Annotated in this window: 19 protein-coding genes, 9 tRNA genes and 1 rRNA gene; 6 read left to right on the top strand and 23 right to left on the bottom strand. The window is 42.6% G+C overall.

Annotation, left to right across the window (positions count from 1 at the left end):
• From BN2425_RS02255 to BN2425_RS02205, 11 genes are all read right to left on the bottom strand, one after another.
• Positions 1–218 (bottom strand): 16S ribosomal RNA (locus BN2425_RS02255); the annotation flags it as partial.
• A gap of 110 nt (positions 219–328) precedes the next feature.
• Positions 329–402 (bottom strand) — tRNA-Gly (locus BN2425_RS02250).
• 19 nt (positions 403–421) lie between these two features.
• A tRNA-Pro gene (locus BN2425_RS02245) sits at positions 422–498 on the bottom strand.
• 4 nt (positions 499–502) lie between these two features.
• Positions 503–579, bottom strand: a tRNA-Arg gene (locus BN2425_RS02240).
• A gap of 61 nt (positions 580–640) precedes the next feature.
• A tRNA-Leu gene (locus BN2425_RS02235) sits at positions 641–727 on the bottom strand.
• Between the two features lie 57 nt (positions 728–784).
• Positions 785–869: transfer RNA gene (locus tag BN2425_RS02230), tRNA-Leu, on the bottom strand.
• A 10-nt stretch (positions 870–879) separates the two neighbouring features.
• Positions 880–954 (bottom strand) — tRNA-Gln (locus BN2425_RS02225).
• 54 nt (positions 955–1,008) lie between these two features.
• A tRNA-Glu gene (locus BN2425_RS02220) sits at positions 1,009–1,080 on the bottom strand.
• 18 nt (positions 1,081–1,098) lie between these two features.
• Positions 1,099–1,189: transfer RNA gene (locus tag BN2425_RS02215), tRNA-Ser, on the bottom strand.
• A 4-nt stretch (positions 1,190–1,193) separates the two neighbouring features.
• Positions 1,194–1,268 (bottom strand) — tRNA-Asn (locus tag BN2425_RS02210).
• A gap of 105 nt (positions 1,269–1,373) precedes the next feature.
• Positions 1,374–1,844 carry a SprT family protein gene (locus BN2425_RS02205; RefSeq protein WP_042454579.1) on the bottom strand — a complete coding sequence of 157 codons (471 nt, stop codon included), beginning with the start codon at positions 1,842–1,844 and terminating at the stop codon, positions 1,374–1,376.
• 100 nt (positions 1,845–1,944) lie between these two features.
• Here BN2425_RS02205 and cmpA point away from each other — a divergent pair, with 100 nt between their 5' ends.
• On the top strand, positions 1,945–2,058 hold the full coding sequence (cmpA, locus tag BN2425_RS22415; protein ID WP_154663445.1) for a cortex morphogenetic protein CmpA: 114 nt from the start codon (positions 1,945–1,947) through the stop codon (positions 2,056–2,058).
• 142 nt (positions 2,059–2,200) lie between these two features.
• Here the strand turns inward: cmpA and BN2425_RS02200 are convergent, their stop codons facing one another.
• From BN2425_RS02200 to acpS, 6 genes are all read right to left on the bottom strand, one after another.
• On the bottom strand, positions 2,201–4,375 hold the full coding sequence (locus tag BN2425_RS02200; protein WP_042454577.1) for a Tex family protein: 2,175 nt from the start codon (positions 4,373–4,375) through the stop codon (positions 2,201–2,203).
• A 397-nt stretch (positions 4,376–4,772) separates the two neighbouring features.
• Positions 4,773–5,123, bottom strand: a complete 351-nt coding sequence (locus BN2425_RS02195) for a type II toxin-antitoxin system PemK/MazF family toxin (protein ID WP_042454575.1) — start codon at positions 5,121–5,123, stop codon at positions 4,773–4,775.
• Positions 5,124–5,127: 4 nt separating this feature from the next.
• Positions 5,128–5,409, bottom strand: coding sequence for a CopG family ribbon-helix-helix protein (locus tag BN2425_RS02190; protein ID WP_042454585.1), 282 nt, complete (start codon positions 5,407–5,409; stop codon positions 5,128–5,130).
• A 194-nt stretch (positions 5,410–5,603) separates the two neighbouring features.
• Positions 5,604–6,761 carry an alanine racemase gene (gene alr / locus BN2425_RS02185; protein ID WP_042454584.1) on the bottom strand — a complete coding sequence of 386 codons (1,158 nt, stop codon included), beginning with the start codon at positions 6,759–6,761 and terminating at the stop codon, positions 5,604–5,606.
• A 133-nt stretch (positions 6,762–6,894) separates the two neighbouring features.
• The gene (locus BN2425_RS02180; protein WP_042454574.1) at positions 6,895–7,911 is read right to left on the bottom strand and encodes a LolA family protein; all 1,017 of its coding nucleotides are present in this window, start codon (positions 7,909–7,911) and stop codon (positions 6,895–6,897) included.
• A gap of 155 nt (positions 7,912–8,066) precedes the next feature.
• Positions 8,067–8,423 carry a holo-ACP synthase gene (gene acpS / locus BN2425_RS02175; RefSeq protein ID WP_042454572.1) on the bottom strand — a complete coding sequence of 119 codons (357 nt, stop codon included), beginning with the start codon at positions 8,421–8,423 and terminating at the stop codon, positions 8,067–8,069.
• 89 nt (positions 8,424–8,512) lie between these two features.
• On the opposite strand from acpS, the gene BN2425_RS02170 reads away from it, so the two are divergent.
• Positions 8,513–9,241, top strand: coding sequence for a rhomboid family intramembrane serine protease (locus tag BN2425_RS02170; protein WP_042454570.1), 729 nt, complete (start codon positions 8,513–8,515; stop codon positions 9,239–9,241).
• Positions 9,242–9,265: 24 nt separating this feature from the next.
• On the opposite strand, the gene uvsE is transcribed toward BN2425_RS02170, so the two are convergent.
• From uvsE to BN2425_RS02145, 5 genes are all read right to left on the bottom strand, one after another.
• On the bottom strand, positions 9,266–10,228 hold the full coding sequence (uvsE, locus tag BN2425_RS02165; RefSeq protein WP_406603180.1) for a UV DNA damage repair endonuclease UvsE: 963 nt from the start codon (positions 10,226–10,228) through the stop codon (positions 9,266–9,268).
• Positions 10,229–10,558: 330 nt separating this feature from the next.
• Positions 10,559–12,046, bottom strand: coding sequence for a DEAD/DEAH box helicase (locus BN2425_RS02160; protein ID WP_042454566.1), 1,488 nt, complete (start codon positions 12,044–12,046; stop codon positions 10,559–10,561).
• 217 nt (positions 12,047–12,263) lie between these two features.
• Complete coding sequence (locus BN2425_RS02155; RefSeq protein WP_042454564.1) at positions 12,264–12,968, bottom strand: alpha/beta hydrolase; 705 nt, start codon at positions 12,966–12,968, stop codon at positions 12,264–12,266.
• Between the two features lie 2 nt (positions 12,969–12,970).
• Complete coding sequence (locus BN2425_RS02150; RefSeq protein ID WP_042454562.1) at positions 12,971–14,347, bottom strand: UDP-N-acetylmuramoyl-tripeptide--D-alanyl-D-alanine ligase; 1,377 nt, start codon at positions 14,345–14,347, stop codon at positions 12,971–12,973.
• Positions 14,348–14,519: 172 nt separating this feature from the next.
• Positions 14,520–15,599, bottom strand: coding sequence for a D-alanine--D-alanine ligase (locus BN2425_RS02145; protein ID WP_042454560.1), 1,080 nt, complete (start codon positions 15,597–15,599; stop codon positions 14,520–14,522).
• 201 nt (positions 15,600–15,800) lie between these two features.
• Here BN2425_RS02145 and BN2425_RS02140 point away from each other — a divergent pair, with 201 nt between their 5' ends.
• Positions 15,801–16,463, top strand: coding sequence for an urease accessory protein UreH domain-containing protein (locus BN2425_RS02140; RefSeq protein WP_042454559.1), 663 nt, complete (start codon positions 15,801–15,803; stop codon positions 16,461–16,463).
• Positions 16,464–16,533: 70 nt separating this feature from the next.
• Here the strand turns inward: BN2425_RS02140 and BN2425_RS02135 are convergent, their stop codons facing one another.
• On the bottom strand, positions 16,534–17,310 hold the full coding sequence (locus tag BN2425_RS02135; RefSeq protein ID WP_042454583.1) for a hypothetical protein: 777 nt from the start codon (positions 17,308–17,310) through the stop codon (positions 16,534–16,536).
• Positions 17,311–17,593: 283 nt separating this feature from the next.
• Between BN2425_RS02135 and mgtE the strand changes: the two genes are divergently transcribed.
• The 3 genes from mgtE (at position 17,594) to BN2425_RS02120 (ending at position 20,964) form a co-directional block, all read left to right on the top strand.
• On the top strand, positions 17,594–18,952 hold the full coding sequence (gene mgtE / locus BN2425_RS02130) for a magnesium transporter (protein ID WP_042454556.1): 1,359 nt from the start codon (positions 17,594–17,596) through the stop codon (positions 18,950–18,952).
• Positions 18,953–19,075: 123 nt separating this feature from the next.
• Positions 19,076–20,266 (top strand): FtsW/RodA/SpoVE family cell cycle protein, encoded by a 1,191-nt coding sequence (locus tag BN2425_RS02125; protein WP_042454581.1) that lies wholly within the window; start codon positions 19,076–19,078, stop codon positions 20,264–20,266.
• Between the two features lie 101 nt (positions 20,267–20,367).
• On the top strand, positions 20,368–20,964 hold the full coding sequence (locus BN2425_RS02120; protein ID WP_195891888.1) for a DedA family protein: 597 nt from the start codon (positions 20,368–20,370) through the stop codon (positions 20,962–20,964).
• The last annotated feature ends 163 nt before the right edge of the window (positions 20,965–21,127 follow it).

The raw sequence follows: 21,127 nt of genomic DNA, 5'->3' as shown, positions 1-21,127 counted from the left end.
TGCGCCGTCTTTCAGCTTTCCATCATGTGATGGAAAGAATTATCCGGTATTAGCATCGGTTTCCCGATGTTATCCCAGTCTTACAGGCAGGTTGCCCACGTGTTACTCACCCGTCCGCCGCTAACCATCAGGAGCAAGCTCCTAATGATTCGCTCGACTTGCATGTATTAGGCACGCCGCCAGCGTTCGTCCTGAGCCAGGATCAAACTCTCCAAGAAAGTTGATATAGCTCATATTCTTTAACGTTGGCTTCGCTTCTTACGAAACGAATGTTTTTATTGTTGACGTTTTGTTTGTTTAGTTTTCAAAGAACAATCATATAAGGTAATGGAGCGGGTGATGGGAATCGAACCCACAACAACAGCTTGGAAGGCTGTGGTTTTACCACTAAACTACACCCGCATATTGAACTTTTTATAAATGGTCGGGAAAACAGGATTCGAACCTGCGACCCCTTGGTCCCAAACCAAGTGCTCTACCAAGCTGAGCTATTTCCCGTTTATGGCGCGCCCGAAAGGAGTCGAACCCATAACCTTCTGATCCGTAGTCAGACGCTCTATCCAATTGAGCTACGGGCGCGTTTTTAGAAACAACTTTATAATCATAACACTTTCGAATTGACTTGTCAATCAACTTTTTTTGGTGCGGCCGAGAGGACTTGAACCTCCACGGTGTTGCCACCACTAGGCCCTCAACCTAGCGCGTCTGCCGATTCCGCCACGACCGCATATTAGCAACAGAAATAATCATACCAGATTGTTTTTGTTGTTTCAATGGTAATTATTGGTGCGGGTGAAGGGAGTCGAACCCCCACGCCGTAAGGCGCCAGATCCTAAGTCTGGTGCGTCTGCCAATTCCGCCACACCCGCTAAATTCCAATGGCTGGGCTAGCAGGATTCGAACCTACGAATGACGGAGTCAAAGTCCGTTGCCTTACCGCTTGGCTATAGCCCAACAATTTTTAAAGAGAAGAAACAGGAAATGAAAAGATTCATTCCCCATCCCTGATGACCCCTACGGGATTCGAACCCGTGTTACCGCCGTGAAAGGGCGGTGTCTTAACCGCTTGACCAAGGGGCCGTGAAACTACATTTAAAATGGCGGAGAAGGAGGGATTTGAACCCTCGCGCCGCTCACGCGACCTACACCCTTAGCAGGGGCGCCTCTTCAGCCTCTTGAGTACTTCCCCAATATGGCTCCGCAGGTAGGATTCGAACCTACGACCGATCGGTTAACAGCCGATAGCTCTACCACTGAGCTACTGCGGAATAAAATACAATCAGCAAGGACATCACCTTGTCGACTCTTTACATTATAATGACCTAAGGTAGGAAAGTCAATATGATTTTAAAAGTAAATAATTGGAACAAACCCTAGGCGAGATATTCTTTCACCAGTGCTAATTTGCCTCTGCATTTACCACAGACATATCGGCTCGTATCAATCTTTCGTTTTCTTTGATAGACAAGATTACAGCTCGTACATCTATATAATAAAATCTTTGATGGTCTTCGTTTTTGTTTCACCTCTGGAAGCTGGTTACAATAACGCGGGGCTCCGACCATTTTTAATAATGATTTGAAGTCTGCATCCCGATGCTGGTAGCCTCTTCCCTCCAAATGAAGATGATAATGACATAGTTCATGTTTGATGATCCCGATTAATTCATTTTTCCCCAGTTGTTCTAAGTACTTTTTATTAATTTCGATATTGTGTGTGCCCAGGAGGTATCGGCCGCCAGTTGATTTTAGCCTTGGATTAAAAAAGGCTTTATGCTTAAATGGTTTGCCAAATAGGTCTATTGATATAGTTTCAACCAGCTGCTGCAGTTCAAGATTCTCCACGTTTCCCTCTCCTCACTTTCTTAGCGAACGTGACAACCTATTATAGCATATATTGTTTATACCCTTGTGTGGATTGATATACTTTCGGGGAGGTTTCATTATGCCAACTTGGTTTCAAAACCAAATGAAAAGAGCTTTTTACGAGAAAAACCTCTATCAAATTAAAATGCTGAACCAATGCTGGTTTTTTTACAGAAAAAAACACTGCTCATAGAATTGCCTAAAGCGCTTTGAACAGGGGAAAGCGGCATAAGACGAGCCGGCATAAAGGTTGTATAATAACCTTCATGTCAGGCTCGTCCCCGAACCCCTAGACGCTATAGCTGGACAACCCTAGGAAGCAGTGTTTATTCTATTTATTCGGCTGGTGGCAGCATCGTTAAAGCTACGCGGCCTTTTTTCATGTCAACGGAGTCAACCCAAACAGTTACCACATCTCCTACTGACACAATATCCAACGGATGTTTGACAAATCTTTTGCTCAATTTCGATATATGGACCAGACCATCTTGTTTGACACCGATATCTACGAATGCCCCAAAATCAACGACATTACGGACAGTCCCTTGCAACTCCATTCCTGCCTTCAAGTCTTCTAGTTTTAGAACATCTTTCTTTAGCAGTGGGCGCGGCAATTCGTCACGCGGGTCTCGTTCTGGTCGGACCAAAGCATCCACAATGTCCTTTAAGGTAAGTTCGCCAATTGAGAGTTCTTCCGAAATGGCTTTTAAGTTAAGGCCGTTCAAAGCCGTTTTTAATTCTTCCGTTCCCAAATCCTTTGCGGTGAAGCCTAGGTTTGTTAATAGTTTTTTTACTTCCTCATAGTTTTCCGGGTGGATTGCCGTCCGGTCGAGCGGCTGTTTGCCATCCAATACCCGTAGGAAACCAATTGCCTGCTCGTACGTTTTCGCACCAAGTCTCGGCACCTTTTTTAATTGGGCGCGGCTGGTGAATTTTCCTTCCTCTTCCCGCATTTTCACAATATTGTTGGCTGCCGTTTTCGTCAAACCGGCTACATACTGCAAAAGGGATGGTGAAGCAGTGTTAACGTTGACACCCACCTGGTTAACCGCTGTTTCGACTACGAAATGAAGCGATTCCGAGAGGCGCTTTTGGGAAACGTCATGCTGATACTGTCCGACCCCTACTGATTTAGGATCAATTTTCACAAGTTCTGCTAATGGATCTTGCAAGCGGCGGGCAATCGAGACCGCACTTCTTTCTTCCACATGGAAATTCGGAAACTCTTCCCGCGCTAGGTCAGAAGCGGAATATACACTGGCTCCTGCTTCATTAACAATCAAGTAATAAATCTCTTCATCCATTTCTTTTAAAATGTCCGCCACAAATTGTTCTGTTTCTCTTGATGCTGTTCCGTTTCCGATTGCGGCCATTTCTACTTTATACTCGCGAAGAATATTGATAAATTTCTGTTTTGCTTCCTTTGCCTTAGATACAGGAGGATGCGGATAAATGACATCTATTTTTAAAACCTTTCCTGTATCGTCTACAACTGCCAGCTTACAGCCTGTCCGATAAGCAGGGTCAACCCCGATTACCACTTTGCCCTTTAACGGCGGCTGTAAAAGTAGATTCCGTAGGTTCTCAGAGAAGATATGAATGGCTTGTTCCTCCGCTTTCTCGGTAAGCTCATTGCGAATTTCCCGTTCGATTGAAGGTTGGATTAATCTTTTATAACTGTCTTCAATGGCTTCTGTCACAATCGGAGCGGCAGGCGAGTGTTCCTTGGCGATCCATTTTCTTGATAGATAGTTAAGCACGGTATCTGGATTGACTTTTACCGAAACGCGTAGAATATCTTCCTTTTCGCCACGGTTTAACGCCAAGATGCGATGGGGAACAATTTTGTTCACAGGCTCTTCGTATTCATAATACATTTCGTATACATTCTTCTCGTCCTTGTCCGCATCTTTGACGGCAGATACTACGGTACCTGTTTTAAAGGTTTGCTGCCGAATCCATTTACGCCCTTCGGCATCATCGGAAATCATTTCGGCGATAATATCCTTACCTCCTGTAATGACATCCTCTACAGTCAATACTTCTTTTTCCTCTGATAAAAATTCCTTTGCTTTTTCTGCTGGGCTTTCGGATGCAAAAGTTAACAGCCATTGAGCAAATGGTTCTAGTCCTTTTTCTTTGGCAATCGTTGCTTTTGTACGGCGTTTTTGTTTATAAGGACGGTAAAGGTCCTCCACTTCTTGGAGTTTTTCCGCTTTGGTAATTTCACGTTTGAGTTCCTCTGTTAATTTCCCTTGCTCTTCAATAATCCGGAGGACCTCTTCTTTTCTATGTTCAAGGTTCTGGATATATTGCCAGCGTTCTTGGATATCGCGAATTTGCACTTCATCAAGCGCACCGGTCATTTCCTTACGATAGCGGGCAATGAATGGCACGGTGTTTCCATCGTCCAATAACCCAATGACATTTTTAACTTGTTTATATGTAACTGACAGTTCAGATGCAATTTTGCTTAGTAGTTGGTCATCTTTTACTAATGTTTCCGTCACAATAATCCTCCTAACCTTTTTTCCTAATTGTATCAAATTACGTTTGGAGCTTTCATTGATGAAAATGGTTTATTTCACCGGCATAGTTTTATGGGCTATTTTCCTTAGTTTTGCCTCGTCGCCAGTATGAACGACATTCCCCGCTTATTCCCGCTCCGTTTTGTTGTTCATCAAGCCAATGAACAACATTTCCATTTTGTTTCTGCTCCGTTTTGTCCTTCATCAGCGAATGATAGATAGACAGTTTGGATTTTCTCCTTCAGACCTTGTCCTTCTTTGAGCAAGCATTCTTATCTGATCTTAATCAATCAAAAGAAAAGGCAAGCTGACAGGAGCTTGCCTTTTGGTATATGGGCAGATATGTATGAAAACACGCTCTTTGCCAAGAGCGTGTTTATTAAAATTCGATGAGACCTAAACTCACTTGCAAGGCTTCATCCACTCGTTCCATCATTTCGTCATCGAGATGGGTGATTTTATCGGTTAACCGCTGTTTATCAATTGTACGAATCTGCTCCAACAGTATGACTGAATCCCGTTCAAACCCGTAGCGCTTCGCATCAATTTCAACATGAGTAGGGAGCTTTGCTTTTTGAATCTGCGCTGTAATCGCTGCAATAATCACTGTGGGACTAAACCGATTCCCGATGTCGTTTTGGATGACAAGTACTGGCCGGACACCGCCTTGTTCAGAACCAACAACTGGGGATAGGTCCGCAAAATAGACGTCACCACGCTTGACAATCAAAGGATTATCCTCCGCTTACAAGACGTTCCACAGTATGCTCTGCCTCATACTCCGCTTGAAATGATTCTGATGCAATCCTTAAATTGATCTTCGCCATTTCCATGTATCCACGTCTCATGGACTCGCGAATTTGTCTCTTTTTTCGTTCGCGTAAATACATTTTGGTTGCTTGATAGATAAATTCACTGCGGTTTACATTTTCTTGTTTAACGAAACCATCTAATTCAGTAACAAGATGTTGCGGTAATTTCACTAAAATTTCCGTAGTTGCGCTGGGTTCAGACACAAACATACACCTCCACCATCACTACACACCAATTTTTTATCTATACCATTTTTAATAATAACACCAAACAAGCCCATTGCATAGACTAATTATCATTCCTCTTGTATTATAAGCCAACAAAACATCCTTTTATGCACAAAATCTCCGCAATAACATAAATATGTTAAAAATTAATGCTTTAGGTCTTTCTGACTTTATAAAAGATAATTTTTTATCTCGACAATTTTTCCGTCTTTTTTATACAGCCTCGGGACACGGTTTGTAATAATACAAGGCACTTCGTAATTAATCGTCTCAAGTTTGGCGGCAATTTCATTGACTGAAATCATGTCATCGCCTTGTTTTCCAATTAAGGTTACCTCTGTACCAACCGGAAGTTCTTCCTCCAAGCGTACCATGCATTGGTCCATGCAAATTCTCCCGACAATCTCTGAACGTTTGCCGTCCACCAACACTTCCTGCCCTTGGAGTCTGCGAATCCAGCCGTCGGCGTAGCCGATGGGAATGGTGCCAATCCATTCATTCCCCTTGCTTTCATAGGTAGCCCCGTAACTTACCTTGTCACCCGCATGAAGCTGTTTGACATGGACAAGCCTTGCTTTTAAAGAAAAAGCCTCTCTTAATGGAAATGGGATTTCCTTTTCCATTTCCGGTGAAGGCGTCAACCCATACATGGCGATTCCCAGACGCACTGCATTAAAGTACGCTTCCGGAAACCGGATCGCTGCTGCGCTATTACTGGAGTGAATATACCTTGGCCGGCGGGCTAACCCACTGACCATTTCCTCAAATTTGCTGAGCTGTTGATGAAAATACGTGGTATCTAATTCATCAGCGGTCGCAAAATGAGTAAACACGCCTTCTAGTTCGAGCCGTTCATCACTCTCAATCAACCGCTCTACTTCTTGTAATTCCTCACTGCTGCGGACCCCAATCCGTCCCATACCGGTATCCACTTTTATGTGAACCTTAAGCCTGTCTTGAGACCCAAGGTGGCTTTTGGCTTCCTTGAGCCAATCTATCTGAAACACCGTTAAAGTAATATTCATTTTTGCAGCAATTTTGGCATCGACTGGCCTTGAGGCCCCTAATATCAATATCGGGGCTGTAATGCCCTTTTGTCTTAGAGCAATCGCTTCATCGATAAAGGCAACCGCCAAATACTTAGCACCCGCCTCTAATGCTGTGTTCGCCACTTGAACATCTCCGTGGCCATATGCATTCGCCTTTACCACAGCGAAGATGTCGACATCTTTTGGCAGCCGATTTTTTATGGACATGATATTCTCCGTGATACAGTCTAAGTCAACTTCAGCCCATGTATCCCGATAGAAATACCCCTGGTTTTCCATGATTCCACTTCCTATAGAAAAAGTAACTGACGGCTTATATTTTACCATATTAGCAGGTGGGATGCTTTTTCCATCCAATTTGGCAAAAAAAACAAGCTTCATCCCGAAAGATGAGCCTGTTAAAAATAGAGGGTTATTTTACTGCTTCACCTTGGACCGATTTGGCGACTTCAATCATTTCCTCTCTCGATAAGTCCTTCGAGGCAATCATATAGTCGACTCCTTCATGTGACCAAGTGAGGGAATGGTCCGAGACGGCCCCTATGGTCATGCCGAGGTCAACCAAATCACCTTCCACATAGGTCGGACTAGTGGATGCGACTTTTGCTTGTACTTTTTCCTGCACGAGCGTGAAGGACTTCTTCCCTTCATAAGTAAGAACGACTCGCTTGCCATCTTCAATCTTGACTTGTTTTTCGCCGACCAACTTAGCTCCATCCATTTCTGCAGTCGGGTACTTCACCGTGAACGACTGGTCTTTTTCGCCGTTGGCCATGGCAGGCAGACCAAGTTGAGCACGAGTCATATTCTTTTTCATGTCAAAATCGTCTTTATCAAAGTTGGTATTGAATTTTACATTGGAAAACTCAACAGTGACCAGTGCATTACGATCCGTATCCATCACTTTGACAACAGCCGGTGATAAGTCTTTTTTGTTCAACTTAATTTCCTGCGTTGGAAGCATGCTATTGTTTTGATAGCGGGTTTTCGTTTCAAAAATATAATAATCTTTTGTGCTGGTGAACTTTGCCTCTTTGTCTGATGCTATGTCTTTAATCAAGGATTCATATAAATAGGCTTGGCTGCTGTTTTGCGGCCAATCGCTTTGGAACCGGAAGCTCTTATTAAGGGCTGGGGTTAGTACAAATACCCCTTCATTGTTACGTAAAATCATTTGGCTCTGGTCCTTCTCAGCATTTTTTAAATTGACTCGATAAAAGGTTGGATCCTTGTGCCAGATTTCTACATCATACACCTGTGAATCTGATCCCATTTTCAAGGTCATTTTGGCATTTGCTTTATAGCTGGTTAAATCATCAAGTTTTCCCTCCAAATCCTTTACCACATCTTCTTGTGATTTAGAGCCACAGGCAGCCAGTACAAAGATGACCATCAGCCCTGTAATGAGCAATAATAACTTTTTCCTCATTCCTTCAACCCCTTCTTGTCTCATTTCATTTAAGTTTTGAGAAGAGAAAGGCAGGGATCAGGGTTTATATGACCATAGCTGTCCTTGTCTCTCCTTTTTCCCTATGAATATATGAGACAACCTTAGGGTTTATGATAAGAGAAAAGCCAAGCTATCTAAAAATCTTCCTGTTCGATAATTACGTGGGCGACGGCATACTCTCGGCTGTGGGATATCGACAGATGAGCTAGGCCTTCAGGCTTTCTAAAATACGGCTTTCCAGACGGGGCCGTGCCAATTTCAATGTCTAAAAAAGAAAGCTCTTTTCCGATGCCGGTTCCCGCCGCTTTTGAATAGGCTTCCTTTGCGGCGAATCTTCCTGCTAAAAATTCGGCTTGGCGATTGAGAGACAGTCCTTCATATTTTTGCTTTTCATGGGGAGTCAGCACCCGATCGGCAAATTTCGGCTGCTTTTGAAGCAAAATCTTAATTCTGGAGATTTCAATAATATCGGTGCCAATCCCTTTTATCATAATGAATCTTCCTTCTATTTAGAGTTTATTTGCATAATAGTGTACAAGAATAAAAAAAAGGCTATGATGAAGTTGAGAGGAGGTTCCTAATGTTTACTAGAACAGAAAGCTTCCGCGAATTTATTCGCTTCTATCCCATTGTCTCTACAATTGCTGCTATTCATATCATCCTGTACCTATTAACTATTTTACCAGTATTTCCAAACTATTGGTTTTTTGAAAACCTTTCAGGTGTCAATCTATATATTATGGAAGGTGAGCTGTGGCGGCTGATTACACCCATTTTTATGCATAGTGGTTTTTCCCATATGCTGTTTAATAGTTTTTCGCTTGTCCTGTTTGGTCCGCCTTTAGAACGATTGCTCGGCGGCGGCCGGTTTTTAATGGTTTATCTCGTCTCTGGATTTCTCGCCAATGTTGCTACCCTTTTATTAGAACCGTTAACGTATACACACGTGGGGTCGAGCGGTGCCATTTTTGGGTTGTTTGGTTATTACCTAGCAATTATCGTATTTCGAAAGCACTTGCTTTCCAAGCAAAACTCGCAAATCATCCTTGTCCTTTGTGTCATTAGCTTGATTATGACGTTTTTAGAGCCGAATATTAATATTACCGCCCATATTTTCGGACTGGTTGGCGGCTTTTTGCTAGGAGCCATTCCTTATTACAATAAAAACAGTGTCACAAGCACGGTGAATGAGGTATCCCGTTGGGCAAAAGGAAGACGAGGCGGCCTCTCCACCTTATCAGCAATAAAGATGCTCATCTGGGGTTTGATTATATTAATTGCGATAATCGGGGTCATTGCCCGCTTTTAAGGGATGTGTCAGAACATCCCTTTTTTATATCATCTCAAAAGTAGACTGGTCGATTTTTCGCAGATTTGCTGATGCTTGCAAATCGCGGGATAGTTGAAACAGTGCTCCGTCTTTTTGCTTGGCTTCAATCATACAGTGAATTTCCGGAACCGTCCCCTTGATATCCTCCAGAAACTTCAAGAACATTTGCGGGTCCACATGGTCGGCGTGGGCACGAAAGTCATGTTCTGACCGCGGGCTTGAAATATGCATCTTGATGGGCAGCTTGGAATGGCCCCAAGTCGCCGTGATTCTCTCCCAGTCCTCCTGCCAGTTGGGATCCTCATGGTTCGCCAAATGGTGATGGTAATCAAACACCATCGGAACCCCGAGCTTTTCACATAAGTACAAAGTTTCTTTTACCGTAAAAGTAGTATCGTCATTTTCTAGCATAATCATGTTTTGAATAGAAGCCGGGACGTATGCCCAATTATGAATAAACTGCTCGAGTGCCTTTTCCTTATCATCGTAGCCCCCGCCGACGTGAAGAACACATCGGTGTACTGGGTCGATTTCCATACCTTCAAGAAGGTGCTGGTGCATAAACAAAGTTTTGAGGCTGTTTTTCAATATGTCTTTATCCATCGAATTGAGTACGACAAAGTGGTCGGGATGGAAGTCTACTCTCATGGGGTGCTCCTTTAGATAATCCCCTATCCGTTTGAGCGGTTCCTTTAGCGCCCCCCTATAATTCCAATCAGGCAGTTCTTCATGATTGGCCAGCGGGATTAGCCGGGAACTAAACCGAAAAAAGTGAATCTCATTGGCTTCATTGTGTCTTAATAACCGTAAGCAGTTGTCCAGGTTGGACTCGGCGATCCGTTCCAGTTTCCGAATCGCTGCCTCCCGGTTTTTAAGTCGGCTAAATTGGGCAAATGTCATGGTCTGCGAAGGTGACGCATGCTGCAACTCGACGCTCATGGCCACATAGCCAAGACGGACAATCATGATAACATCACTTCCAAGCTAGCGTTTTTATCTATTATTCCCCATTTCGGGAAAACCATCGATTTTCAAAGGCTTTTAACATAAATGCATGCTAAATAATCTGTTAATCTCCCCACTAATAATTCAAGTAATAGTTGCCAATGTCAGAACTTTATTAAAGACAGTTTTGTTGATTCCAATAACCATTTGTCGTTAATAGCCCTTATTAACGACAATATCCATAAACCTTGGCATTATTTTGTCGTTAAGCCCTCCTATAAAAGAGAAATCCATCACGGCGTCCAAGCTAACAAAAAGAGCATGGATGCGAAATCCATGCTCTATCATTTATTAATGATTAAAACTTCTTGGTTTACCTGATTTTCCACCAGTTCTTTTATCTCCGGTTCTGGATGATTTTACTGGCGCTTTTTTACGGCGGTCAGAATTATATCCGCCACGGGAGTCATCTCTGCGACGGCGATCGCCACGATCATATGGCTTTCTTTCGCGTTTTGATGGAAGAGGTGCTTCTTCTGTCAGCTTGACAGGAGTTGTATCCGGCTCTTTTGTCAGCATTTTTAATACTGCAGCCACAACCGTCGATGCATCGTTCGCTTCCAATAGCTCTTCAGCTGCTGCTTTATAATACTGCAGATTATTGGAGTCAATCGTTTGCAGGATTTTATCAACGACAGCACGTTGCTGGCCTTCTAAAGCCTCATCAAGGGTTGGCGGCTTCATCCGCTCCATTTTGCGTTTGGTTGTTTTTTCAACAACTGCCAAATACGGTTTTTCCCTTGGGGTGATAAACGTCATCGCAACACCCGTGTTTCCAGCGCGTCCGGTACGGCCAATCCGGTGTACATAACTTTCTGGGTCCTGCGGGATATCAAAATTGTATACATGGGTAACGCCGGAAATATCAAGGCCCCTTGCCGCAACGTCGGTTGCAACTAAGACATCAATGTTGCCTTCTTTAAACTTGCGCAGTACAGAAAGGCGTTTGGCCTGACTTAAGTCACCATGAATTCCTTCTGCGGTGTAGCCGCGCAAATTCAATGCTTCCGATAATTCATCAACCCGGCGTTTGGTTCTTCCAAATACAATCGCCAATTCCGGTGCTTGAATATCAAGTAGTCTTGTCAACACATCAAATTTGTTTCGTTCTTGAACTTCAATGTAGTATTGCTCAATGGAAGGAACAGTCATTTCCTTTGCTTTTACACGTACTACGGTTGGGTCCTTCATGAATTTTTCAGCAATACGCTGAATCGGGCCAGGCATGGTTGCTGAGAATAGCAAGGTCTGGCGCTCTTCTGGCGTTTCCGCTAGGATTGCTTCAATATCCTCAATGAAACCCATGTTTAGCATTTCATCTGCTTCATCTAAAATAACAGTACGAACATGATCTAAATGAAGTGTTTTACGGTTGATATGATCGAGCACACGGCCTGGTGTTCCTACGATAATATGCGGTGCTTTCTTTAATGAGCGGATCTGACGTCCAATGTCCTGTCCACCGTAAATCGGTAGGACGCGAACCCGTTTTCCAGCTCCAATTTTATAAAGCTCCTCTGACACTTGGATAGCTAGCTCTCGTGTAGGGGCAATAATAATTCCTTGAATCGCTTCTGATTTTGTATCCACTTTTTCCACCAATGGAATACCAAATGCAGCAGTTTTTCCTGTCCCTGTTTGAGCCTGCCCAATGACGTCTTTATTGTCCAGACTTAATGGAATCGTTTCGGCCTGTATGGGCGTTGCTTCTTCAAATCCCATTTTGAGGACAGCCTTTAACGTTGCCTGGCCTATACCTAAATCTTCAAACTTCGTCAATGTATTCATTCTCCTTCATCTATTATAAAAATATTTTTAATAATTAGCGTCGAATCTATTCTCCGATAAGATTAAAATTGATATCTTTATTTTACCAAAAAAAAGACATTCTCCAAAGGAGTATGCCCTTAATTCATCAATCTTTAGACACATTGGTAATAATTTTATCATTAATATCAATAGATTGCAATTTTATCCTGCCTTATTTTCCCCATTTTTAAACCTCTTGTAAAAATTTCAAGACCTGCAAAAATACTTCTTCTTTTTCGTCACAGTAGCAAATCAGATGTTTCGAGTTCCTAATTAAGCTGAGTTTCTTCTGGCTGGACCCAATGGTATGGTATAGGTATTCTGCGCTTTTAGGGGGCACAATTCCATCCGATTCCCCTTGTGCAATAAAAGTAGGTGTTGAAATGCTTGGCAAAATTGGCCTAATCGACGACACCAGCTTACGAAATTCGATCACGGCGCTCATCGGGGTTTCCATTACTTTTCTCCTATAGTGAAAAAATAATTTATTACCAGCCAACTGGCCGCCAAACAGGTCCTTCATGATGGTTCTAATATCTTCCGCAAGCTGGCGGGGATGAATATAATATGCCGCCGCACTTAATAAAACGAGCTTGTCCACCCGATAGTTGGCAGCAAGAAAACTAGCGATCATGCCGCCCATTGAAAAACCAATTACATATATCTTGTCACATGTATTTATAAGGACTTTAAGCTCATCTTCGGCAGCATCCAGCCACTGTTGGTAACGAATTCCTTTTAATGATGACAGGGTCTCTCCGTGCCCCGGCAGAGTGGGAACGCGGAATACCCAATCCGTTCGCTCCTGCAAATACATCACAAGCGGTTCCACTTCATACGGGGCACCGGTAAAGCCGTGAAGGCATAAACAGCCAATCCTTGTCGTGGTCACTGTTATTTTTGCAGTGCCTTCACAATTTCCTCAAGCCTCATTCCGCGGGAAGCCTTGACAAGGACGAGTGTGTTTTCACTAAGATGTGGTTCTAGTGCCTTAATCAGACTTTGTTTATCCGTAAAAGCAAATACTCTTTCCTCACCCAGTACGGATGCTGCCCCTTTGGCAATGTGTTTGCCGAGCAATCCGTAGGTAAAAACTAAATCGATCTTATCTGAATTTAACCTTTCACCCACTTGTATATGGTACTGCTCTTCCTGCGGCCCCAGTTCTAGCATATCACCGAGTACAAGGATTCTCCGATCATAACCTTGGAGATTGGCGACTAATTCGATAGCTGCCATTACCGATGTTGGACTAGCATTATACGCATCGTTGATGATTTTTTCTCCATGGCGTCCTTCCACCAACTCCATCCGCATATTGGTCAGCTTAATGCCTTTGAGCCCCTCATTCATTTCTTCGAACGGAATGGAAAAATACCGGGCGATCAGCATGGTCGCCAATGCATTCATGATATTATGCGTTCCTAAAACAGGCAGTTCAAATTCCTTGTCAGAAGCGTTAATTTTAAATCGGCTTCCTTGCTGCAGCTGGGTGATCGAGGTTGGATAGAGATCATTTGTCTCATTTCGTCCAAACGTTTGAACTTCAACATTTCCTTTATATCGATGGATCCGTTCCATCAATAGTGGTTCGTCTCCGTGCAGAACCGCTAAACCGCCTTCTTTTAATCCTTGAAGGATTTCTAGTTTTGCCTCAGCAATAGCCTCTCTTGAGCCGAGGTCCAGCAAATGGGATTCCCCAATATTGGTAATGACAACAGCATCTGGGCAAGCCAATTTGGTTAGGAATTCGATTTCCCCTCTGCCGCTCATGCCCATTTCCAACACCGCTATTTCAGTGTCTTCACTAAGACCCAGCACGGTTAATGGAAGACCAATATGATTATTAAAGTTGCCTTCCGTTTTTTGGACTTTATATTTTAACGACAATAAGGAGGCTGTCATATCCTTCGCAGTCGTTTTCCCATTGCTTCCTGTAATCCCGACAACGCGAATTGGGAGCTCTTTCCGATATTGCCGAGCAAGCTCCTGTAAAGCTGTTAGGCAGTTATCAACTATAATAATAGGAAGATCTTGCGGTGGATTAGGAACATCCTTTTGCCAAAATGCTGCCGCAGCCCCTTTCCTGATTGATTCTTCTACGTATTTATGACCATCCACATGCTCTCCTATTAACGGAACAAACAAATTTCCTGCCGCTATTTTTCGGGAATCAATCGTGACCCCCTGGACGGAAACGTCAGCGAACGGAGTGATGTCATTTTGTGCAGACACTATTTCAGCTATCACTTTCAAAGATCGTTTTATCATGATTTCCTCCTTAACCTTATTAGTGATTCCTTCCGAGCAGCGGAGTTATAGCTTCCGTTGGGCATGATATGCAAAACGGACACGGCTTAACACCGTGCCACGTCGTTCCTGCTTGCTGGTTAAGGTAATACTAACAATAGTTTTGTTTCGAGTTTAGAACGTGCCGCTTTCGTTAAAATGTATACTTAATTTGTTGTTTTTCTGTATGTCTTTCAATGGCTAATTGCACCAAACGCTCAATCAATTGTGGATAATCGATCCCAGTATGTTTCCATAATAGCGGAAACATACTAACCGGTGTAAAACCAGGCATCGTATTGACCTCGTTTATTAACGCTTTTCCTTCCTTTGTTAAGAAGAAATCCGCTCTAACCAGTCCTGAACAATCCAATGACTTAAATGCGCGAATCGCCATATCCTTAATTTGCTGATATTCTTCTTCGGTTACATCTGCGGGTATGATGAGCGCAGTTTCCCCATCTTCATATTTCGCCTTGTAGTCATAAAAATCCTTTTTTGGAACAATTTCTCCAGCAACGGAGCAATCAGGTTCATCATTACCCAGTACACCTACTTCAACTTCACGTGCGACGACGCCTTCTTCAATAATAATTTTACGGTCAAATTGGAAGGCCTCAGCAAAAGCTGCTTCTAGTTCTTGGCGATCGCGGCATTTACTTATACCTACACTTGAACCAAGATTGGCAGGCTTTACAAAGCATGGGTAGCCGAGTTCAGCTTCCACTTTGGCATAGGCTGCTTCTTTGTCTTTTTCCCATTCGCTTCTGATATAGGCAACATAGTCGACTTGGGCCAGACCTGCCTGGGCAAAAATATTTTTCATGATGACTTTATCCATGCCAGCAGCGGAAGCCAATACCCCGTTACCTACATAAGGGAGATTCAATAATTCCAATAAACCTTGAACCGTTCCATCTTCCCCGTTAGGTCCATGCAGGAGCGGAAAAATAACATCAAATGCCGTGTCATTCTGACGATCTGCGTGAAAAACAGAAGGTGCTAAAGCGGCAGGTGCGATTTGATTCTCAGCAGTAAAGACCAATTCTTTCACTGTTTCAGCAGGCTCGAGTAACTGTGGCCCCTTAATCCATTGACCTTCCTCATTTATGTAAATCGGATGAATCTCAAATTTTTCATGATCTAGTGCTTTAATAACGGCTAATGCCGTTTGTAATGAAACTTTATGCTCAGCGGATTTTCCTCCGTAAAGTAAACCTAATTTTGTTTTCATGGTGTTAAACCTCCATATACTCAATCATTTTTATTTTAACACTTTACCAAAGCAGAAAGGAAATGAGAGTAATTGTTTTTTTATTTTATGTAACAGACTGCTTGCTTGAAAACAAATCTGCTAAATTTGTCATGAATCAGCCACTTGTAAACGGACTTTTTTAAGTATGATTATCCTATATCTAGATTACGGAGGGTTCCTATGACAGCCTCATTTATCTCAGTCTTATTGTTTGGTTTTCTACTCGGTATCAAACACGCAATGGAACCGGACCATGTAATTGCTGTTTCCGCCATTGCCAGTGAATCAAAAAACATAAAAACGTTCGCTGGAGTTTTTTGGGGAATCGGCCATACCTCCACCCTGTTGATTGTCGGGATGTTCCTGATCCTCGCGAAAAACACGATTACCGAGATCACCGCTATGAGTCTGGAATTTTTAGTTGGAATTATGCTAGTCACACTTGGAATAGCCAACCTTCATTCTATCCACAGGCACAACCATTCACACCCTCAACCATCAGCTCTTCCTGATCGTATCACCATCAATCCGCAGCATATGAAATCATTTTGTATTGGGTTCCTACATGGGCTTGCTGGCAGCGCCGCTATGGTTCTACTTACCATGAACACGGTTTCGTCCGTTTGGCAGGGCGCTCTTTATATCCTGACCATTGGCTTCGGCACGGTTATTGGCATGCTCAGTTTCTCTACCGTCATCGGTATCCCGTTTGTCCTTAGCTCAGGTAAGCATCTGAACAAAACGTTAAACCAGATAACAGGTACGATTAGCATCCTATTTGGTATCTATTATATGTATGATTTAGGTGTTAATGAGGGACTGTTTTCACTTTGGTTTTCATAGAAAAGCAAGCGCCCTGGATCACCTTCGCTCTTGATTAAAAATAAATCCCTCCCATAAAGGAGAGATTTATTTACAAAACATTCAGTTTCCACTCTTTTGTTTTTTTATCAAAAATGAGTTTGGCATGATAAGATTCATGGGAAATGTCTTGATAGGCTTCATACATATCGTCCATGTCTGCATAGTCACCCATTACCCAGATGGGGATTTCAATCCGCGTGCGCTGTACATCGGCATCGCGAAACGAGAAACAGATTCCTTCCTTAATAAAGGGCGTCAGGGAAAGCAAAATCTCCTTATTCACCGGCGGATAAGCCCGCTTCTTTCGCAGCCCCAGCACTGACTTTTCCGGTTTTAACTCACTCAACTTCGAAGAAATCACTTCACTTAGCAACGTAAAGAAATCCTTAAAGCTCCGATAATAGGTTTTGTTAAACCAGCCATCATCTGTTGCCAAATAGACGAACCGGTTGCCCAGTTTATTATAAAAGGGCAGTTTTAAATGCTGTTTATGATGGCCCAGATACAATAGCTCTGCCATCTCCTGGCCAGTCAATTCATTTAAAACATCTTCTTCGATAAAATCAATCCAGCAAAAGTTCCCATAGACATAAACATCTTCAGCAGCCAATTTGCTAATCCGATCCTCCGGGCAGTATTCGAGGAGCGTATGCATGTTAAAATCAGCATCATCAAAGCGGTGCTTCAATAAAAGCAAATGATTTAATGTACCTGAAAAAGCCGCAGCAAACTCTTCAAATTCAATACCATACGATAACACATACTGGTCTGTTTGATTTAAATGGACATAAATTAAATCACGTATGTCTTGATGATGCTTTTTCACCAAACCAAACCCTCCGTTCAACCACTATATTATAAAGTTTTTTTTCAAAACCTCTAGCACCTGTGTCCATACTTACTCATTTTATCAAAAAATAGCAAATAGTTTATTTCAATTCTTTTACAAATACTATACTTAAATGATGACTTCTCAAATTCCTCCTTTTGGGAGAAAATCAAAGACTGTCGACCCATACTATTTTGTAACACTGTCGACTATTTATTTGTAATACCGCTTTTTTTATCACGCGGAGAAGGCCGCACCATGTGAAGGAGTGTGGAGTTTGATGATTAAAAACATGACTGAAGATGAAATTAGTTTACATATTATTCAATTCCTTAAGGAAAACAAACAATCTGATTTTGAGAATATCCTTGAAGAACTTCAACCCTACGATGTCGCAAAAATTTATATGGACCTTCCAGAAAAACATAAAAGTCGGTTTTTGTTATTTGTACAGACTGATGTTCTGGCAGACCTCATGCAGGAGCTTGATAAATCGGAGCAGATCGATGTATTGAATCGACTCGGGTCTGAAAAGTCTACAAAGGTCCTGGATTTAATGGACAATGACGATTTAGCGCTTATGCTCCATAGATTATCACCAGAAAAGATAGAAGCGTTGCTTTCAGAAATGAAAGCTGAAGAATCTAACGCAGTTAAGGACATCATGAAATATCCGCCGGAAACAGCCGGCAGAATCATGACCAATCGCTTCGTTTGGATCCGCAGCAACTATACAGTCAAAGAGGCTGTGGAAAAACTGAAAAGCTTTGCGGAATATGCGGAATCGATTCAATATCTTTATGTCATTGATGAAGACCGAAAATTAGTGGGAGTAGTGTCTTATCGGGATTTGTTATTAGCCGAACCTGATGAGAAGATCAGCAGCGTCATGTACGAACGGGTTATTTCTGTCAAGGTCACGACAGACCAAGAAGAGGTAGCCAAGACAGTGGAGCGCTATGATTTCATTGCTGTTCCCGTTGTAGACGAACAAAATTGTCTCGTCGGCATTATTACCGTAGATGATGTCATTGACGTAGTCATCAGAGAGGCCAATGAGGATATTGAAAAGTTATCCGCCTCGGGCAAAGCCATCGATTTTGATACCAGGACGCTTACTGCCGCTGCCAGACGGCTTCCTTGGCTGGTGCTGCTGCTTTTTATCGGTCTCGTATCAGGTCGAATTATCAGCGGCTATGAAGATACTCTTAATAAAGCAGTCGCTTTAGCCTTCTTCATGCCGATGATTTCTGGGATGACGGGCAATACTGGCACACAATCACTTGCCGTAGTCGTTCGCGGACTGATTTCCAATGATATTGATACAAAGGTCGTCTTTCGGCTCATTCTTCGGGAATTTGGAGTTGGGATTACCATCGGCATTACCTGTGCGGTGTTAATTTCAATCATTGCCTTTATCTGGCAGGGGAACTGGACTTTAGGATTGGTTGTTGGTGCCTCCTTGTTTTTCACCTTAATTATAGGCACTCTTGCCGGTACCATCATCCCTTTAATTTTATACCAGCTTAACATCGACCCGGCGGTGGCATCAGGACCATTAATCACCACATTGAACGATATTTTTTCCTTGATCATTTATTTTGGCATTGCCACCATGTTTTTAAATCACCTAATGTAGCCTCCCTGTAATACTTTTAAAAAATTTGAAACCTTTCTAGATGTAAACTCGTTTAGTATTAATGGGATATTTTTTCCCAATGGTTTGGATTCTGAAGAAGCTGATAAAATGGATGTGGGACAGATGGATAAACAGGTGAAAAAAGTGGACCGTGTTGATTGGACGCTTACCTTACTATTATTTCTTTTTTTCTTAATCAGCTGTGCAGCAATCTATAGTGCCCAGGCCACCGACCAATACGGGCAGAACTTTCTTGTTATGCAGGTGTTTTGGTATGCTGTTGGCACAGTGATCATATTTATATCCATGTTATTTGATAGCGATCAGTATCGGAAGCTGGCATGGGTATTTTATGGTTTTGGGCTACTTCTGCTGATTGTCTTATATTTGGCGCCCGCATCCATCGCACCAGAACGGAACGGAGCCAAGAGCTGGTTTGTCATCGATGGGATCGGTTCCCTTCAACCGTCTGAATTCGTTAAAGTCTTTTTGGTCTTAGCGTTAAGCCGAGTCATTGTTTCACATCATGAAAAATATGTTGAAGAAAAGACACTGATAACAGACTTTAAGCTGTTTTTTAAATTAGGAGTGGTTACAGCCGTCCCGTTTGGCTTAATCATGATGCAGCCGGATCTAGGGACAGGATTGGTGATTATCTCGATTTTTACTGGAATCATTCTGATTTCCGGCATTTCGTGGAAAATTATCCTGCCGACTTATGGACTAGGTGCCTCTTTAGCTGGGGTTATCTTTTATCTCGTTCTAACAAATCCGGAGCTATTAGAAAAGTACCTACGTGTTGAAACCTATCAATTCAACCGGATATATGCATGGCTCGATCCGCAAGGGCACGCTACTAGTTCTAGCTATCACTTGCTCAAGTCGCTTATGGCGATTGGCTCGGGGCTGATTTCCGGGAAGGGATTTGCTAACGGTGAGGTATACATTCCTGAAGCCCATACCGACTTTATTTTTAGTGTCATTGGTGAAGAGTATGGCTTCATCGGTGGGAGCGTCGTGGTCGGCCTTTATTTTTTGTTAATTTATCATTTAATAAAAACGGCACTAGATACGACGGATTTGTTTAATACCTATGTGTGTACCGGGATTATCAGTATGATCACCTTCCACGTATTTCAAAATATCGGAATGACCATACAGGTCCTGCCAATTACCGGCATTCCGCTCCCCTTTATCAGTTACGGGGGAAGCTCCCTTATGGGCAATATGTTTGCGATGGGGCTCGTTTACAGCATGCATTATCATCACCGCAATTATTTGTTTTCATCGGAGAATTCCGTCAGCACCAATTAATTGACTCGGGAAGGCATCCCGTATAAATGTCCATTTATATTTCTTTATCTGTTAAACTAATATAAACTAAAGAAAATCAAACATTACATAAGTGAAGGTGTATCATGAGCGATTTTATTTATTCCATCTTGGAATTCTTAGCACAATTAGGTTACTTCGGCATTGCTCTTGGATTAATGATTGAAATTATTCCTAGTGAGATTGTTTTAGGCTATGGCGGGTACATGATTTCATTGGGGCATATTAACTTCTTTGGGGCAGTTATTGCCGGAACCATTGGAGGCACGATTGCCCAGTTATTCTTATATTGGGCAGGCTATTATGGAGGCAGACCATTTTTAGAGAAGTACGGAAAGTATGTGTTCATTAAAAAGAAACAGATAGATATGGCGGAACAATGGTTTCAAAAATATGGGGCTGGTGTTATCTTCTCCGCCCGGTTTATTCCCGTGGTGCGCCACGCAATTTCCATTCCTGCCGGGATTGCCAAAATGTCACCCTTACGTTTTACTTCTTATACCGTGGCGGCCATTGTCCCATGGACCGTACTCTTCCTCTACTTAGGAACGGTATTAGGGAAAAACTGGTCTCATATTAAGGAATATGCCCAACCGTACATCATGCCCATTATTATTGCAGCTGTCATCTTAATTGCCATCTATTTCATCATCAAACGAACAAGAAAAACCACCAAATAATGGTGGTCAGATTGTCGAGAAAGGTTATTTTTCTCGGCAATTTTTCATTTTACTTGAATTAAAATATGATTTTTAGAATTGATTATCGCCTGCAATGGGGCCTATTGATTTCCGCTCCAGGTGCTTCGCGGACCTTAGGGCGTGCCGGGGAGCCTCCTCGGCG

It is taken from the genome of Neobacillus dielmonensis (genome assembly GCF_000612665.1).
GTDB lineage: Bacteria > Bacillota > Bacilli > Bacillales > Cytobacillaceae > Neobacillus > Neobacillus dielmonensis.
This window is presented reverse-complemented; position numbering and strand designations above follow the sequence as displayed.